This is a genomic window from Bacteroides neonati (assembly GCF_000499785.1).
GTDB lineage: Bacteria > Bacteroidota > Bacteroidia > Bacteroidales > Bacteroidaceae > Bacteroides > Bacteroides neonati.
In genome coordinates, this window is sequence record NZ_HG726023.1 from 432,834 (window position 1) to 449,914 (window position 17,081).

Genomic DNA, 17,081 nt, shown 5'->3' on the forward strand with positions numbered 1-17,081 from the left:
AAAAATTAGAAATAAAATGGCACAAATGAATTTTGGTGGTGTTACTGAAAATGTAGTAACACGCGAAGAATTTCCGTTAGAGAAAGCTCGTGAAGTATTAAAAAATGAAACCATCGCCATTATTGGTTATGGCGTACAGGGTCCCGGTCAGTCACTGAACCTGCGCGACAATGGTTTCAATGTAATTGTAGGCCAACGTAAAGGTGGTAAAACGTGGGAAAAGGCAGTTGCCGATGGTTGGGTACCCGGCGAAACATTGTTTGATATCGAAGAGGCTTGCGAACGTGGAACAATCATCCAATACCTGCTTTCGGATGCTGCTCAAATCGAAGTATGGCCTACTGTGAAGAAACACTTAACTCCGGGTAAGGCGTTGTATTTCTCTCATGGTTTTGGTATCACTTACAAAGAGCGCACCGGCATTGTTCCTCCTGCCGATGTAGACGTTATTCTGGTTGCTCCGAAAGGTTCGGGAACCTCACTTCGTTCTATGTTTCTTGAAGGACGCGGTTTGAACTCCTCTTTTGCTATCTTCCAAGACGCTACAGGCCATGCGTTTGACCGCGTAGTGGCATTGGGTATCGGCGTAGGATCGGGCTATTTGTTTGAAACAACGTTCAAACGCGAAGTTTATTCTGACTTGACGGGCGAACGTGGTACCTTGATGGGTGCTATTCAAGGTTTGCTGTTGGCTCAATACGAGGTATTGCGCGAAAACGGTCATACGCCTTCCGAAGCATTCAACGAAACAGTCGAAGAGTTAACTCAATCGCTGATGCCTTTGTTTGCCAAGAATGGTATGGATTGGATGTATGCGAACTGTTCTACTACGGCTCAGCGTGGTGCACTTGACTGGATGACTCCGTTCCATGATGCAACCAAACCCGTATTCGAAAAACTGTATGCCGAAGTAAAATGCGGTAACGAAGCACAGCGTTCTATCGATACCAACTCTAAACCCGACTATCGTGAAGGTTTGGATGCCGAACTGAAAGCATTGCGCGAGAGCGAGATGTGGCAGGCGGGTGCTGTTGTTCGTAAACTGCGTCCCGAAAACAACTAAACACTTAGTTGGTATAGGTTAATATTAACGAGAGGGTGATCCTGTTACACACGGGATCACCCTCTCTGTTTTTACTGCTTCATTATGCGGGTGTACATGCATCTATATATTCCATCAACTTTCGATAAAAAGGATGCTTGGTCAATGTGGCTGCTTCGCCCAGAATGACCAACTTCATGCGTGCACGGGTGATGGCAACGTTCATTCTGCGCAGATCGTTAAGGAAACCTATCTGCCCGTTTTCATTCGCTCTAACCAGACTGATGAAGATCACATCTCGCTCTTGCCCTTGAAAACCATCTACCGTATTTACGGTGATGAGGCTGCGAAACGGCTGAAAGAAAGGGGTAACTTTTATCTTATTGCGTATGTATTGTACCTGTGCTTTGTAAGGCGAAATAAGACCGAAATCAATTTTCTCGTCCAGCACTCTGGCTTTGCCGATACGCTGTATGTACTGTTCGAGTTCTTGTAGTAGCAGGTTGGCTTCCGATTTATTGATGCGTCCGAAACTCTCTCCGATAAACTCTTCGTGAAACTCCATTGCCGAGGTGTCTATCCATGCCATGGGCGTGTCATAATCTAAAATACCTCGATAACGAATTTCGGGAGCTGCTGCAAGTGACCCCTGATAGAACCATTCGGAGGGAAAGCGCATAATCTGTTCGTGCATACGGTACTGAACCTTTAGTAACGAAACGGAGTTCGGCTTACCATTCACAACCTTCTCCATCAGCGTTCGGTCTAATCCGCTTCGAGCAGCTTCTGCACATTTAATGGTAGGAGGGAGCTGACAATGATCGCCTGCCAATACCACTCGGTGAGATCGTCGGATGGCAATCCAACACGAAGCTTCGAGTGCTTGTGCCGCTTCGTCGATGAAAAGAGTTGAGAATTGACGACCTGTTAGCACCCGGTGGTTACTACTAACCAAGGTCGAAGCGATCACACGGGCACCGGCAAAAAGCTCTTCATTGATAAGTATCTCTAATTCGGTGGCTCGCTCCTTGAGCCGGTTTATACGATCTCGGATTCCTTCCCGGTTGGAATGATTGCCGCGACGTAGCTGGCTGTTCATTTCGCGAATAGACTTTCGGATGCCCCACAATTCGGCATAAGACGGGTGGCTCTCAAAACGATGTTCGTACGTAAACGAAAGCATCTTGTCATTCACCCGGCTCGGATTGCCGATGCGTAAGACCGGCACTCCACGGTCGACGAGCTTTTCCGAAATCCAATCAACAGCCGTATTGCTTTGCGCGCAAACGAGTACTTGATTCTCCCGGTGCAAGGTTTCATAAATGGCTTCGACCAGCGTGGTCGTCTTTCCTGTTCCCGGAGGGCCATGCACGATGGCGACATCTTTTGCACAAAGTACTTGATTGACAGAGGCCTCCTGTGTGGTATTCAGCCAGGGAAAACGAACCGGATAGAGCTCCCGGCTACGCGAGGGCAGCGAACCGAGTAAGATATCGCGCAACTCGGACAGGCGGTTGCCTTTGGCCCGTATCACCTCTTCCAATGCCTCGAACATGGTACGATAAGACGTTTCGTCAAAATAGAGTTGAACTCCCAAACGGTCGGTTGCCTGCACTTCGAGCAGTGCACCGGCACTGGGTAGTGCCACTACCATGCGTTCTTCGCCGGCAAAGCTCACTGTAGCCGTAAAGTTCATGTACTGTATTTTTCCATCGTACCCCTGCCTGAAGAAACAGACCGGTCGTCCGAACTCGAAAGCGTGTTCAATCTCTTTCTCTTCGCTTCGTTCAATTTCCACGACGAGTTGGTTCAGAGAGTTGTAATAGCTCCGCCCTGTGGTAACGGGATACCAACAAAGTCCTCGTTTTATTTTTCGGGCTATCCCCATTGACTCGGTCTGACGCCGAAATTCTTCTTTCTCATATTCGTACTCCATACGAAGTAAGAGTTGCTGGTGTTGCAGATCGGCGATGGGAGCGAGGATGTTTTTTGTCATATTGTTTAATGAATTACTCACGGGCAAAGGTACGAATTCTTCTCGTTCTCCTAAACTTTCCACTCTTCCCAATCGTTAATATACTATATTTAATTTAATAGAGAAACTGAATGGTATATGATAAAAAGATGTTGGAATGCTTCTACTCCGCTTATAAAGGGAAGATAGAGCATGTGCGAGCTATACTGAAAAGACCATTAACACTGTCTGAGAAGATCTTGTATGCTCATTTGTATGATGAAAAAGTGGTGAATAACTACAAGCGTGGCGAGGATTATGTCAACTTTCGTCCCGATCGGGTAGCCATGCAGGATGCTACTGCACAGATGGCTTTATTGCAATTTATGAATGCCGGTCAAGATCAGGTATCTGTTCCCTCTACCGTACATTGCGATCACCTGATTCAGGCCGATCATGGGGCACGCGAAGATATAGCTACTGCCAGACATACGAATGAAGAAGTTTATGATTTCCTTCGCGATGTCTCTTCCCGCTACGGCATTGGTTTCTGGAAACCGGGTGCAGGTATTATTCATCAAGTGGTACTCGAAAACTATGCTTTTCCCGGTGGAATGATGATTGGAACCGATTCGCATACCCCCAATGCAGGCGGATTGGGAATGATTGCCATTGGTGTGGGTGGTGCAGATGCGGTCGATGTAATGACGGGCATGGAGTGGGAGCTCAAGATGCCTCGTTTGATCGGTGTGCGGCTAACGGGAAAACTCAGCGGATGGGCAGCCCCCAAAGATGTCATTTTAAAGTTGGCCGGTATTCTTACCGTCAAAGGAGGTACCAATGCTATTATCGAATATTTTGGTTCCGGTGCCGAATCAATTTCTGCTACCGGCAAAGCAACCATTTGCAATATGGGTGCTGAGGTAGGTGCTACCACCTCTGTGTTCCCTTACGACGAATCGATGAAGCGTTACCTTTGTGCTACCGGACGCGAAACGGTGGCTGCAATGGCCGACGTAGTAAAAGACGACCTATGCGCCGACCCGGAGGTATGCGAACAGCCCGAATGTTATTATGATCAGTTGATCGAGATCGATTTAAATACGCTCGAACCCTATATTAACGGGCCTTTTACCCCTGATGCAGCTACACCCATATCGGAATTTGCCGAAAAGGTATTAATCAATGGTTATCCTCGTAAGATGGAAGTAGGGCTGATTGGTTCGTGTACGAACTCTTCTTATCAAGACCTCAGCCGGGCAGCCTCCATTGCGCAACAAGCATTGGAAAAAGATTTGAGCGTGGCTGCCAAACTGATTATTAATCCGGGTTCGGAGCAAATCAGGGTTACAGCCGAGCGTGACGGTATGATGACGCTTTTCAAAAAGCTGGGTGCAACGATTATGGCCAATGCCTGCGGCCCTTGCATCGGTCAGTGGAAACGCCATACCGACGACAATGCCCGTAAGAACTCCATCGTTACCTCCTTCAATCGTAATTTTGCCAAACGAGCCGATGGAAACCCCAATACGTATGCCTTTGTGGCATCTCCCGAACTGACATTGGCCTTGACCATTGCCGGAGATCTTTGTTTCAACCCGTTGAAAGATCGTTTGTTTACCCGCGAAGGCGAACGGGTGAAACTCGATGAACCGCATGGCGATGAACTACCGGTGCATGGCTTCTTGACCGATGCTCATGGATATATAGCACCGGCTGGATCGGAAGTTGCGATTGTGATAAATCCCGAGTCGAATCGCTTGCAGCAGTTGTTACCTTTTGCTCCTTGGCGTGCCTCCGATTTTGTAGATATGCCTCTCTTGATTAAGACACAGGGCAAATGTACAACTGATCACATCTCGATGGCAGGCCCTTGGTTACGCTTTCGCGGACACTTGGAGAATATCTCGGATAACCTGCTGATGGGTGCCGTGAATGCTTTCAATGGCGAAACCAATAAAGTATGGTGCCGGCTGACGAATACCTATGATACCGTCTCGTCCACCGCCAAGTTGTATAAACAACACGGCGAAAGCTCCATCGTAGTAGCCGAAGAAAACTATGGCGAAGGCTCCAGCCGCGAACATGCTGCTATGGAACCTCGCTTCCTCAACGTAAAGGTTATACTGGCCAAGAGTTTCGCACGTATCCACGAAACCAATTTGAAAAAGCAAGGCATGCTTGCCCTCACCTTTGCCGAAAAGGCCGATTACGACCGTATCTGCGAACATGACCTCCTCACCGTTGTTGGGTTGGAGACATTTGCTCCCGATAAGAACCTGCAAGTAATCGTTTACCACGAGGACGGAACGAAAGACGTGATTGAAGTACTACATACTTATAATGAACAGCAGATAGCCTGGTTCCGTGCCGGCTCTGCACTAAACGCAAGATAGAATATGAGAATAACAAAACAAACAGATGGTACGCTGCTCGTACCCGATGTGCCTACCATTCCGTTTATTACGGGCGATGGTGTAGGCTCCGAAATAACGCCGGCTATGCAAGCCATTGTAGATAAGGCAGTCGAACTGGCTTATGGCGGTAGCCGACACATTGAATGGATGGAGGTGTTGGCCGGACAACGTGCCTTTGATGTCACCGGTTCATGGCTTCCCGACAATACCATGCATGCTTTTCAGGAATACCTGATTGGCATTAAAGGCCCCCTAACCACTCCCGTAGGAGGGGGCATACGCTCCCTCAACGTAGCTTTGCGCCAAACGCTCGATTTGTACGTATGCCTGCGTCCCGTCCGTTGGTTTCGGGGAGTGGTATCGCCACTGAAAGAACCACAGAAAGTTGATATGTTTATCTTCCGCGAGAATACCGAAGATATCTATGCCGGTATCGAGTGGGAAGCAGGTACGCCCGAAGCTAAAAAGTTCTACCGCTTTCTGCACGATGAGATGGGGGTAACGAAAGTGCGTTTTCCCGAAACATCGGGCTTTGGTGTAAAACCGGTGTCAAAAGAGGGAACCGAGCGTTTGGTACGTGCTGCTTGTCGCTATGCACTGGAGTTTGGATTGCCCACTGTAACATTGGTGCATAAGGGAAACATCATGAAATATACCGAAGGAGGTTTCAAGAAATGGGGCTATGAACTGGCTGAGCGCGAGTTTGGCGATGCTCTTGCCAAAGGAACACTGAAGGTGAACGACTGCATTGCCGATGCGTTTCTGCAAAACACGTTGCTTCGCCCCGAAGACTATTCGGTAGTGGCAACGTTGAACCTCAACGGAGATTATATTTCCGACCAGTTGGCTGCTATGGTAGGAGGTATCGGCATTGCTCCCGGAGCCAATATCAACTATATCACCGGACATGCTATTTTTGAGGCCACACATGGCACTGCACCCGATATTGCCGGAACCGATCAGGCGAACCCCTGTTCGCTGCTTCTTTCGGCGGTGATGATGCTCGAATATATGGGGTGGCAGGAACCTGCCGATTTGATTGTAACTGCCCTCGAACAGAGCTTTAGTCATGGGCGTGCTACCCATGATCTGGCTCGCTTTATGCCCGATGGACACTCACTTGGCACTACTGCCTTTGCACACGAAATTATCCAAAGAATCAATGATTAATATGACTGACTCATGAAAAAAGAATATCTTGTCTATAAACTCTCTGAAGAGATGAAGAATGCTGCACGTATTGATGCAGAGCTTTTTCCGAAGTTCGATGTAAAGCGCGGATTGCGCAACGAAGATGGTACGGGTGTGTTGGTGGGACTCACCAAGGTGGGCAATGTGGTAGGTTACGAGCGTATCCCCGGTGGTGGGCTCAAACCCATTCCCGGCAAACTATTTTATCGGGAGTATGATGTCGAAGACATTGTTCATGGGGTGATCAAGGAGAAACGATTTGGCTTCGAAGAAGTTGCCTATTTGTTGTTGTCGGGACATTTGCCCGATCGCGATGAGCTCTCTTCCTTCCGGGAGTTGGTAGCCGATAATATGCCGCTCGAACAAAAAACCAAGATGAATATCATCGAGCTCGAGGGTTCGAACATCATGAATATTCTGGCTCGTAGCGTACTCGAAATGTACCGCTTCGATGCCAACCCCGATGATATTTCGTGCGATAACCTGATGCGTCAGAGCATCGACCTCATTTCGAAGTTCCCTACCATCATTGCGTATGCCTATAATATGTTGCGCCATGCCACCTTCGGTCGTTCGCTGCATATTCGCCATCCACAGGATGAGCTGTCTCTTGCCGAAAACTTCCTTTATATGTTGAAGAAGAACTATACGGCACTCGAAGCAAGAACCCTCGATCTGTTGCTCATTCTTCAGGCAGAGCATGGTGGAGGTAACAACTCTACCTTTACGGTGCGTGTTACCTCGTCTACCGGAACGGATACGTATTCTTCGATTGCTGCCGGTATCGGTTCGCTTAAAGGCCCGCTTCATGGAGGTGCCAACATTCAAGTGGTCGATATGTTCCATCATCTCGAGCAGAATATTGAAGATTGGACCAATGTAGATGAGATTGATACCTACTTCACCCGTATGCTAAACAAAGAGGTGTATAACAAAACCGGTCTTATTTATGGTATCGGCCATGCCGTATATACCATTTCCGATCCGCGTGCGTTACTGCTCAAGGAGTTGGCTCGCGATCTGGCAAAAGAAAAGGATAAAGAGCGCGAATTCGCTTTCCTCGAACTGCTCGAAGAGCGTGCTATCGCTACTTTCGGTCGAATTAAGAACAACGGGAAGACGGTATCGAGCAATGTAGATTTCTACTCGGGCTTTGTGTACGAGATGATCGGTCTGCCACAGGAGATCTATACGCCGCTTTTCGCTATGGCTCGTATCGTAGGCTGGTGTGCACATCGCAACGAGGAGTTGAATTTCGAAGGTAAACGAATCATTCGTCCGGCCTATAAGAATGTACTCGATGAGGCTAAATACATACCGTTGAAGGCTCGTTGATGCAGCAGATTTCTTTACCTGCTTCAAGCATCGGTTGATGCGGAAAGCATGGGAAAGTGTAATATAATAAATTGATAATGAGTGCGTAAAGGAATACGTACTTTTATACAGCAAGAGTACGTACTTTATAGAGCATAGATTAGTATCTTATTGCTCGATAGAGTACGTACTCTTGTATATAAGGAAACGCTTTATCTGTATGTAGTGATAAAAAATACGGTCGCTCGTATGCTCCGTTTAAATAGACAACTTACGCAGTACATTTACCAACTCTCTGTTGATCGGTTTCTCTTTCTTGATGGCCTTGCTGAAGGGAACATATACAATTTCATCGTTCTCGATTCCAATCATGACGTTGCGTTGGTCTTCCATAATGGCATCGATGGCTGCAGAACCCAACCGGCTGGCTAGAATACGGTCGTGTGCCGAAGGGCTACCACCGCGTTGCAGGTGTCCCAAAATAGTTACACGTACGTCATATTGCGGATATTCGTTCTTTACGCGTTCGGCATAGTGCATGGCACCGCCTGTAAGTTCACTCTCGGCTACGAGTACGATGCTGCTGTTTTTTGATTTACGGTAACCGCTTTTGATGAACTCTTCCAGTTGGTCGAATTCAGTGCTGAACTCCGGTATAATGGCTGCTTCGGCTCCCGAGGCAATAGCACCGTTAAGGGCTAGGAATCCGGCATCGCGTCCCATTACTTCGACAAAGAAAAGACGTTCGTGCGAGGTGGCTGTATCGCGTATTTTATCCACGGCATCGAGAATCGTGTTTAGTGCCGTATCGTATCCGATGGTAGTATCTGTGCCATAAAGATCGTTGTCGATGGTGCCGGGCAATCCGATACACGGAACATCGAACTCCTGAGCGAAGATGCGTGCGCCTGTTAGCGAACCGTCTCCACCGATAATAACCAATGCATCGATACCTTCGGCTTTCATGTTGTCGTAGGCTACCTGGCGTCCTTCGGGAGTGGTGAATTCTTTGCAACGTGCTGTTTTCAAGATGGTTCCTCCCAATTGAATGATGTTGCTTACGTCTTGGCTCTTGAATTCTTTGATTTCGCCTGTTACCAGACCTTTATATCCTCTATATATACCTTTTACAGCTAAACCGTTGTAAATTGCTGCCCGTGTTACTGCACGAATGGCAGCATTCATTCCCGGAGCGTCGCCGCCCGAGGTTAAAATACCGATACACTTTACTGTTGCCATAACAATCTTATTATTATTTTAATTTTGATGCTGCAAAGATAACAAAAAGCCTTTGCAAATGTATTTCTTTGTTGCTAAACTAAAGTGTTCAGTAATAAATAACGTTAAACATCTTTTGCTTCGATACGGGTTTTAATCACTCTGTAAATCTTTTCCATAAGCCATTTGGGAGTAGACGTGGCTCCGCATACACCAATGGATTGTGCGCCTTCGAGTAGTGAATTATCTATTTCTTCTTCATTATCGATCAGATGTGAATTTGGATTTACTTTCAGGCATTCGCTGAAAAGCATTTTTCCGTTCGAACTCTTCTTGCCGCTGACAAAAAAAAGGAGATCGTGAGAGGCTGCGAACTCACGTAAGTTGGGCATGCGGTTGGCTACCTGACGGCAAATCGTATCGTAATACTCGAATGTTGCTTCGGGGGAAATGTGCTCTTTGATATAGTCTACTATTTCCCAGAACTCATCGAGCGATTTGGTTGTTTGCGAATACAGACGAATGCTTTTCGTAAAGTCGAGGCTTTTCACCTCTTCCAGTTTCTCGATAACGATGGCTTTTCCGGCGGTTTGCCCAACCAATCCCAGTACCTCGGCATGTCCGTTTTGCCCGTAAATAATGATTTGCTTCTCCTCTTTGCTCTCTTCCCGGTGTTCGACTTTGATCCGTTTCTGCAAACGCAATACCACCGGGCAGGTGGCATCGATAATCTCAATCTGGTTGCGACGAGCTATCTCATACGTTTCGGGTGGTTCTCCGTGGGCACGAAGAAGCACTTTGGCATGGTGTAACTGCTCAAACTCTTCGTGGTTGATGGTGATAAGTCCCATCTCTTTGAGTCGCTCCACCTCGCGGCTATTGTGTACAATATCTCCCAGGCAATAAAGGGTAGCCCCTTTTGCCAGCTCTTCTTCGGCCTTGTTGATGGCGGTTACCACCCCAAAGCAAAAGCCCGATCCTTTGTCTATTTCTACTTTTGTCATGGGTTTAGCACTAATTTAGAATAATTACTTGGAGATTACCTGATTGTAACGGTCGAACAGCCAATTGCGCTGCTCGTCGATGGTTAGGTTCGTATTGTCGAGTGTCAAGGCATCGTCGGCTTTGCGCAACGGGCTTACCTCGCGGTTCTGATCAATGTAATCGCGCTGTTTCACGTTTTCGAGAATGCTGTCGAAGTCGGCTTCTTCACCCTTCGCCTTTAGCTCGTCGTATCGGCGTTGAGCACGAACTTCGGCCGATGCCGTGACGAATATTTTCAGTTCGGCATCCGGAAATACAGTGGTTCCGATGTCTCTTCCATCCATCACAATGCCCTTTTCGCGACCCATGGCTTGTTGCTGCTCGACCAATGCTTCGCGTACGAAGCCCAGCGTACTGATGGGGCTTACCTTAGAGGATACTTCCATGGTGCGTATTCTGTTTTCTACGTTGTTGCCATTCAGATACGTCACCGGGCGTCCTGTTTCGGGATCAATCCGAAAGGTGATGTGAATATCGTTGATACGTTCTTTGAGTGCTTCGACATTGATCTCACTTCCGCAGAAGATGCCGTTTTCTATGCTGTATAAAGTAACTGCCCGATACATGGCGCCGCTATCAATATAGATATATCCGATTTCTTTGGCCAGGTCTTTGGCCATGGTGCTTTTTCCACAAGAAGAGAATCCGTCGATTGCTATAGTTATCTTTTTCATCTGATTGTATGTATTATCATGTTAGTGTAAAGTGAAACGGCAGCATGCCTGAAGTCGAGACTCCACCGAACGGAATAAAACACTCCGTTGCCTGCTTGTGACCCTGTGTGAAGCATAAAAATAGTGAAAAAAGCAGGATTATATTCTTTTTTAACATGCTGGCCGAAAATTCTGCTCAAATATACTGCATTTTTAAAATATCTCCATTATATTTGCCACAGAAAAGCTATTGAAGCTCGAAACCAGGAACACACATTTAATTATTTATATTTGTATGGAAGTTAAAAAATCACCCAAAGCAGACCTGGAAGGTAAGAAGTCTACCTGGATGCTTGTTGGCTACGTGATTGTATTAACCTTTATGTTCGTAGCGTTCGAATGGACTAAACGTGACATAGTGATTGATACAAGTCAGGCATTGGCCGACCTCGTATTTGAAGAAGAGATCATTCCGATTACGGAACAAAAACAAGAAGTTGTCCCTCCTCCTCCTGAGGCTCCTGCGGCAGCAGAAATTCTGAATATTGTTGATGACAAAGCAGAAGTGAAGGAAGCGGTGATTGCATCGACCGAAGATACCGGACAGAAAGTAGAAGTAAAATATGTAGCGGTAAAAGTGGTAGAGGAAGAACCTGAAGAACAAACCATTTTTGAGGTAGTAGAACAAATGCCCGATTTTCCCGGCGGTATGGCTGCATTGATGCAGTTTCTCGGTAAGAACATTAAGTATCCTACCATTGCTCAGGAAAATGGAACTCAAGGTCGTGTGATCGTTCAGTTCGTTGTGAACAAAGACGGTTCTATCGTAGACCCAAGAGTTGTGAAGAGTGTTGACCCTTATTTGGATAAGGAAGCTCTTCGTGTAATTGGCACTATGCCCAAATGGAAGCCGGGTATGCAGCGCGGTAAACCCGTTCGTGTAAAGTATACGGTTCCTGTAATGTTTAGATTGCAATAATATTGTATAGCATAGTAAGAGGCTGCCGTAAAGCAGCCTCTTTTTGTTAATTAGCCTGTTCTTTTAAACCCGTTTAAATCATCAAAGTATGTTCACTTCATCTCAAATGCTCGATAAAATGAATGCGCACATCGAAGCACTTCGATTTACTCGCAGCCCCAAAGGTTTGTATGCTCCTGTTGAGTATGTATTGTCTATGGGCGGAAAACGCATTCGACCGGTACTTATGCTTATGGCTTATAATCTTTATAAAGAAGATGTGGCTCGCATTTATGGACCGGCTACGGGTGTTGAAGTGTATCATAACTATACCTTGCTACACGACGATTTGATGGACAATGCCGACAAGCGGAGAGGCAAAGCAACGGTTCATAAGGTTTGGGACGACAATACCGCCATTCTTTCGGGCGATGCCATGTTGGTGTTGGCGTATCAGTTTATTTCGGATTGTCCGACCGAACACCTTAAAGAGGTGCTCGACCTATTTAGTCAAACGGCGCTTGAAATTTGTGAAGGACAGCAAATGGATATGGAGTTTGAACATCGCGACGATGTGCTTGCGAATGAATATATCGAAATGATTCGCCTCAAAACAGCTGTATTGCTGGCAGCCAGTCTTAAGATCGGTGCCATTCTGGGAGGTGCATCTGCTTCCGACGCCGAATACTTATATCAGTTCGGCATCCGGATAGGGGTGGCTTTTCAACTGCAAGACGATCTACTGGATGTTTATGGAGATACTGCCGTATTCGGCAAGAATATCGGCGGAGATATTCTCTGCAATAAAAAAACGTATATGCTCATCAAAGTACTTGAGCATGCCAATGAGGCTCAACGAGGCGAGTTAAAGAAATGGATTGCTGCCGAAACCTTCAAAGCAGACGAGAAAATAAAAGCGGTAACTCTGCTTTATGACGAAATAGGGGTGAGGACGGTGTGCGAAAATCTGATGCAACAATATTACACCTCGGCTATGGAGAACCTTTCTGCAGTCAATGTTGCGGCGGAGTTAAAAACAGAATTGATTGACTTAACCAAGAGTTTGATGCATAGAAAACTCTGATTTTTATTATAGAATGCCTTATAGACGATTGCCCAACACCGACTTAGCAAGAATCAGGGCGCTGAAAGCAGCGGTCATGAAAGGTGATGCGTCTAATCTTCGTGAATTGCCCATATCACTACATACACTTTCGGAGGCACGCTCTTATTTACAGAAGTTTGAGGTTATGCAAGATTACTATGCCCAATGTCTGGACCATCAAACGAAGGCCAGTCGCAAGCATCAGGTGCATGTAAAAACAGCCCGTTTGTATATTTCTCATTTTATTCAAGTGCTTAACATGGCCGTCATTCGTTCCGAAATAAAGGAAATGCATAAAAAACTATATAGCTTGTCGACAAGCGATCACAATGTACCCGACTTAACCAATGAAGCCGCTATTGTACTTTGGGGGAAGAACGTGATTGAGGGCGAACGTAAGCGAATAGCCCAAGGGGGAATTCCTGTTTATACGCCTACCATTGCCAAAGTGAAGGTTCATTACGATATCTTTCTGGATGGATATGAGAGGCAAAAAGGACTTCAGGCACTTACTGCCCGTAGCTTGGAAGAACTGGCAGCGATGCGGGGACGGGCCGATGAACTGATTCTGGATATCTGGAATCAGGTAGAAGCTGCTTATCAGGACATCTCTCCCAACGAAGTTCGGTTAAACTTATGTCGTGACTACGGACTGATTTATTATTATCGAACAGGCGAACAGCCAATAGAATAAACGTATGATACTTGTTGACTCTCATTCTCACCTCTTTTTGGAAGAATTTTCAGCGGATTTACCTCAGGTTATGGATCGTGCCCGAAAGGCCGGTGTATCGCATATCTTTATGCCCAATATAGATAGTACTACCATTGAACCAATGCTCTCGGTATGTGCCGCTTACAAAGATCTTTGTTTCCCGATGATCGGTTTGCATCCGACCTCTGTGAATGAATCGTATGAAAAAGAACTGGCCATTGTAGCCGATCGGCTGGCAGCTCCTCATGACTTTGTAGCCATTGGCGAAATCGGGTTGGACTTATATTGGGACAAAACATTTTTGAAGCAGCAATGTGCTGCTTTTGAGCAGCAGATAGAGTGGGCTCTAATGTATGATTTGCCTATCGTGATTCATTCCAGAGAGGCCTTTGAACTTATCTGTGAAGTGCTGTCTCCTTATAAAAACACATCCTTGAGGGGTATCTTTCACAGTTTCACCGGGAGCGTTGAAGAGGCCGTTCGTTTACTGGAGTTTTCGCAGTTTTTAATTGGTATCAATGGGGTGGTGACTTTCAAAAAGTCCACCTTGCCCGAGGCTTTGAAAGAGATTCCGTTGCAACGCATCGTACTCGAAACAGACTCCCCATACTTAACTCCAATGCCAAATAGAGGTAAACGGAATGAAAGTGCCAATTTGAAAGATACATTGATGAAAGTGGCCGAAGTGTATAATATGCCTCCGGAACTGGTTGCTCAAGCGACTTCAGTAAACGCTTTAAAAATGTTTGGAATGCTCAAATAAGGTCAGAAAGATTTTAAAATATATTAATTTGAACTATTTCTGATAGATAAAAAAGCGATAATGCTGTGCAAGAAGAAAAAAAAGAATACATTTGTGGCTGAAATCATTTTTGGCTCACTCCTCTTTAAGAGTTATGGCGAGAATGTATAAGTAATATTTGTAGGAGAGATGCTCGAGTGGTTGAAGAGGCACGCCTGGAAAGCGTGTATACGCCAAAAGTGTATCGCGGGTTCGAATCCCGCTCTCTCCGCGGATTTACGAACAAATAATTACAATAATAATAATAAATTTAATTAATTAATTAATCTTAAAAATTAGACACACAATGAAAAAGTTATTTGCAATTGTTGCTGTGATGGGAGTCTTAACATTTGGCTCAACTCAACTTGCTCAGGCTCAAGATGCTCCTGCAGCAGAACAAACTGAACAGGTTGCTCCTGCTGATGCTCCTGCTGCTGATGCTCCTGCCGCAGAAGAAGGTGGTATCCACAAAGAAATTAAAGTTAAATTCATTGAAGGTACTGCATCTTTCATGAGTTTGGTAGCTATCGCTTTGGTTATCGGTTTGGCATTCTGTATCGAACGTATTATTTACCTAAGCTTGGCAGAAATCAACACGAAGAAATTCATGGGAGCTATCGAAGCTGCTTTGGAGAAAGGTGATGTTGAAGCTGCAAAAGATATCGCACGTAATACTAGAGGACCTGTGGCTTCTATCTACTATCAAGGTTTGATGAGAATCGACCAAGGTATTGATGTAGTAGAAAAATCAGTTGTATCTTATGGTGGTGTACAGGCAGGTTACCTTGAAAAAGGCTGTTCATGGATCACTCTGTTTATCGCAATGGCTCCTTCTTTAGGATTCTTGGGTACAGTAGTAGGTATGGTTATGGCATTTGATAAGATCCAACAAGTAGGTGATATCTCTCCAACGGTTGTTGCAGGTGGTATGAAAGTGGCTTTGATCACTACTATCTTCGGTCTTGTTGTTGCTTTGATCCTTCAGGTATTCTACAACTACATCCTTTCTAAAATTGAGGCTCTTACAAGCGAAATGGAAGATTCTTCTATCTCTTTGCTTGATATGGTGATCAAATACAACTTGAAATACAAAAAATAATCTGCGTAATGAATAAGTTAACATATAAATTATCATATTACGTACTTTATGCAATGTTTGCTGCTATTCTGGTAGTGATGGGCCTCTTCTACATGGGTGGTGAGATGGCTACTCCAATCGTACCGGATATGTCAAACCCTGCAAATACAGATGCACTGTTGTATCTGATGTACGGACTGTTCGGCATCGCTGTTGTCGTGACTGTGATTGCTTTTGTGTTCCAATTTGGTACTGCTTTGAAAGATAATCCGATGGGAGCTATCAAGTCTTTGGTTGGTATTATTCTATTAGTTGCTGTATTGGTGATTTCTTGGGTAATGGGTAGTGATGAAACATTGGTATTGCCAGGTTATGACGGATCTGAAAATGTTCCTTTCTGGTTGAAACTTACCGATATGTTCCTTTACACTATTTACTTCTTGTTGGCAGCTACTGTTGTAGCTATCCTTGGAAGTAGCATTAAAAAGAAATTATCATAATCAATTGAGGTAACTCAATTTTAAAAAAGTAATTAAAATGGCAAAAGGAAAAAGAAAAGTTCCTGATATTAACTCCAGTTCTACTGCCGATATTGCCTTCTTGTTGCTTATTTTCTTTTTGATTACGACATCTATGGATACTGACCGTGGTTTGGCAAGACGCTTGCCCCCACCGCCAGAAAAGGATCAGAAAGAGAATGATGATAAGATTAAAGAACGTAACGTTTTGCAGATCTACCTGAACAAGGATGATCAGTTGATGTGCGGAAATGATTATATTCAGGTTACACAATTGAAGCAGAGAGCAAAAGATTTTATTGTGAATCCTTATAACGATGAATCACTCCCCGAGAAGGTATCGAAAGATGTTGAATTCTTTGGAGCGACTATGGTTACGGAAAAACATGTAATCTCTTTGCAGAATGACCGTGGATCTTCTTATCAGGCATATATTAGCGTTCAGAACGAACTCGTAGCTGCTTATAATGAGTTGAGAAACGAGTTGGCTCAAGAAAAATGGCAGAGAAACTATGCCGACCTGAGTGAAGATCAGCAGAAAGCTATTCGTGAAATTTATCCTCAGAAGATTTCTGAGGCAGAACCTAAAAAATACGGAGAAAAGAAGTAATGGGAAAGTTTAATAAAACAGGTAAACGTGAAATGCCTGCGTTGAACACTTCTTCTCTGCCTGACCTTATCTTTACCTTGTTGTTCTTCTTTATGATTGTAACAACAATGCGTGAGGTATCATTGAAGGTTGAGTTTAAGGTTCCGCAAGGTACTGAACTTGAAAAACTGGAAAAGAAATCATTGGTTACGTTCATCTATGTAGGTAAGCCTACACAAGAGTTCCGTAAGAAAATGGGTTCTGAAAGCCGCATTCAGTTGAATGATAGCTACGCTGAAGTTTCTGAAGTACAAGACTTCATTATCCAGGAAAGATCAAGCATGAAAGAAGCTGACCAAGCTATGATGACAGTTTCTTTGAAAATTGATGAGGAAACAAAGATGGGTATCGTAACCGATATCAAGAATGCGCTTCGTCAAGCTTATGCACTAAAGATTAACTATTCTGCTAAACCACGTGAATAAGCAAAATAGCAATAAT

Annotated in this window: 16 protein-coding genes and 1 tRNA gene; 13 read left to right on the forward strand and 4 right to left on the reverse strand. The window is 45.1% G+C overall.

Annotated features, from left to right (window positions below; all coding sequences use genetic code 11):
* Window positions 1-16: 16 nt before the first annotated feature.
* On the forward strand, window positions 17-1,063 hold the full coding sequence (gene ilvC, locus TY03_RS14400) for a ketol-acid reductoisomerase (RefSeq protein WP_042371149.1): 1,047 nt from the start codon (window positions 17-19) through the stop codon (window positions 1,061-1,063).
* An 82-nt stretch (window positions 1,064-1,145) separates the two neighbouring features.
* On the opposite strand, the gene TY03_RS14405 is transcribed toward ilvC, so the two are convergent.
* Window positions 1,146-3,038: an AAA domain-containing protein gene (locus tag TY03_RS14405; RefSeq protein WP_074434184.1), complete on the reverse strand. Its 1,893-nt coding sequence runs from the start codon at window positions 3,036-3,038 to the stop codon at window positions 1,146-1,148.
* 110 nt (window positions 3,039-3,148) lie between these two features.
* Here TY03_RS14405 and TY03_RS14410 point away from each other — a divergent pair, with 110 nt between their 5' ends.
* From TY03_RS14410 to TY03_RS14420, 3 genes are read left to right on the forward strand one after another with little or no spacing between them, the layout of a single operon-like run.
* Window positions 3,149-5,392: an aconitate hydratase gene (locus tag TY03_RS14410; protein WP_042371153.1), complete on the forward strand. Its 2,244-nt coding sequence runs from the start codon at window positions 3,149-3,151 to the stop codon at window positions 5,390-5,392.
* Between the two features lie 3 nt (window positions 5,393-5,395).
* Entirely contained in the window at window positions 5,396-6,583 is a 1,188-nt protein-coding gene (gene icd, locus TY03_RS14415; RefSeq protein WP_042371155.1) for an NADP-dependent isocitrate dehydrogenase, read from the forward strand.
* A gap of 12 nt (window positions 6,584-6,595) precedes the next feature.
* Window positions 6,596-7,939: a citrate/2-methylcitrate synthase gene (locus TY03_RS14420; protein WP_042371156.1), complete on the forward strand. Its 1,344-nt coding sequence runs from the start codon at window positions 6,596-6,598 to the stop codon at window positions 7,937-7,939.
* A 237-nt stretch (window positions 7,940-8,176) separates the two neighbouring features.
* Here TY03_RS14420 and pfkA read toward each other — a convergent pair whose 3' ends face one another.
* The 3 genes from pfkA to cmk form a co-directional block, all read right to left on the reverse strand.
* Window positions 8,177-9,157: a 6-phosphofructokinase gene (gene pfkA / locus TY03_RS14425; protein WP_042371157.1), complete on the reverse strand. Its 981-nt coding sequence runs from the start codon at window positions 9,155-9,157 to the stop codon at window positions 8,177-8,179.
* A gap of 104 nt (window positions 9,158-9,261) precedes the next feature.
* Window positions 9,262-10,140 carry a 4-hydroxy-3-methylbut-2-enyl diphosphate reductase gene (locus TY03_RS14430; protein ID WP_042371158.1) on the reverse strand — a complete coding sequence of 293 codons (879 nt, stop codon included), beginning with the start codon at window positions 10,138-10,140 and terminating at the stop codon, window positions 9,262-9,264.
* Window positions 10,141-10,164: 24 nt separating this feature from the next.
* The gene (gene cmk / locus TY03_RS14435; protein WP_042371159.1) at window positions 10,165-10,854 is read right to left on the reverse strand and encodes a (d)CMP kinase; all 690 of its coding nucleotides are present in this window, start codon (window positions 10,852-10,854) and stop codon (window positions 10,165-10,167) included.
* Between the two features lie 274 nt (window positions 10,855-11,128).
* Between cmk and TY03_RS14440 the strand changes: the two genes are divergently transcribed.
* The 9 genes from TY03_RS14440 to TY03_RS14480 all read left to right on the forward strand — a co-directional run bounded on the left by TY03_RS14440 (window position 11,129) and on the right by TY03_RS14480 (window position 17,065).
* Entirely contained in the window at window positions 11,129-11,812 is a 684-nt protein-coding gene (locus tag TY03_RS14440; protein ID WP_042371160.1) for an energy transducer TonB, read from the forward strand.
* An 88-nt stretch (window positions 11,813-11,900) separates the two neighbouring features.
* Complete coding sequence (locus tag TY03_RS14445) at window positions 11,901-12,875, forward strand: polyprenyl synthetase family protein (RefSeq protein ID WP_042371162.1); 975 nt, start codon at window positions 11,901-11,903, stop codon at window positions 12,873-12,875.
* Window positions 12,876-12,888: 13 nt separating this feature from the next.
* Window positions 12,889-13,590 carry a hypothetical protein gene (locus tag TY03_RS14450; protein ID WP_042371163.1) on the forward strand — a complete coding sequence of 234 codons (702 nt, stop codon included), beginning with the start codon at window positions 12,889-12,891 and terminating at the stop codon, window positions 13,588-13,590.
* Window positions 13,591-13,597: 7 nt separating this feature from the next.
* On the forward strand, window positions 13,598-14,374 hold the full coding sequence (locus TY03_RS14455) for a TatD family hydrolase (protein ID WP_042371426.1): 777 nt from the start codon (window positions 13,598-13,600) through the stop codon (window positions 14,372-14,374).
* A 162-nt stretch (window positions 14,375-14,536) separates the two neighbouring features.
* Window positions 14,537-14,624 (forward strand) — tRNA-Ser (locus tag TY03_RS14460).
* A 75-nt stretch (window positions 14,625-14,699) separates the two neighbouring features.
* Complete coding sequence (locus TY03_RS14465) at window positions 14,700-15,494, forward strand: MotA/TolQ/ExbB proton channel family protein (protein ID WP_042371165.1); 795 nt, start codon at window positions 14,700-14,702, stop codon at window positions 15,492-15,494.
* 8 nt (window positions 15,495-15,502) lie between these two features.
* Window positions 15,503-15,973: a hypothetical protein gene (locus TY03_RS14470; RefSeq protein ID WP_042371167.1), complete on the forward strand. Its 471-nt coding sequence runs from the start codon at window positions 15,503-15,505 to the stop codon at window positions 15,971-15,973.
* Between the two features lie 37 nt (window positions 15,974-16,010).
* Window positions 16,011-16,601, forward strand: coding sequence for an ExbD/TolR family protein (locus tag TY03_RS14475; protein ID WP_042371169.1), 591 nt, complete (start codon window positions 16,011-16,013; stop codon window positions 16,599-16,601).
* Entirely contained in the window at window positions 16,601-17,065 is a 465-nt protein-coding gene (locus TY03_RS14480; protein ID WP_042371170.1) for an ExbD/TolR family protein, read from the forward strand. The genes TY03_RS14475 and TY03_RS14480 overlap by 1 nt, the downstream gene beginning before the upstream one ends.
* The last annotated feature ends 16 nt before the right edge of the window (window positions 17,066-17,081 follow it).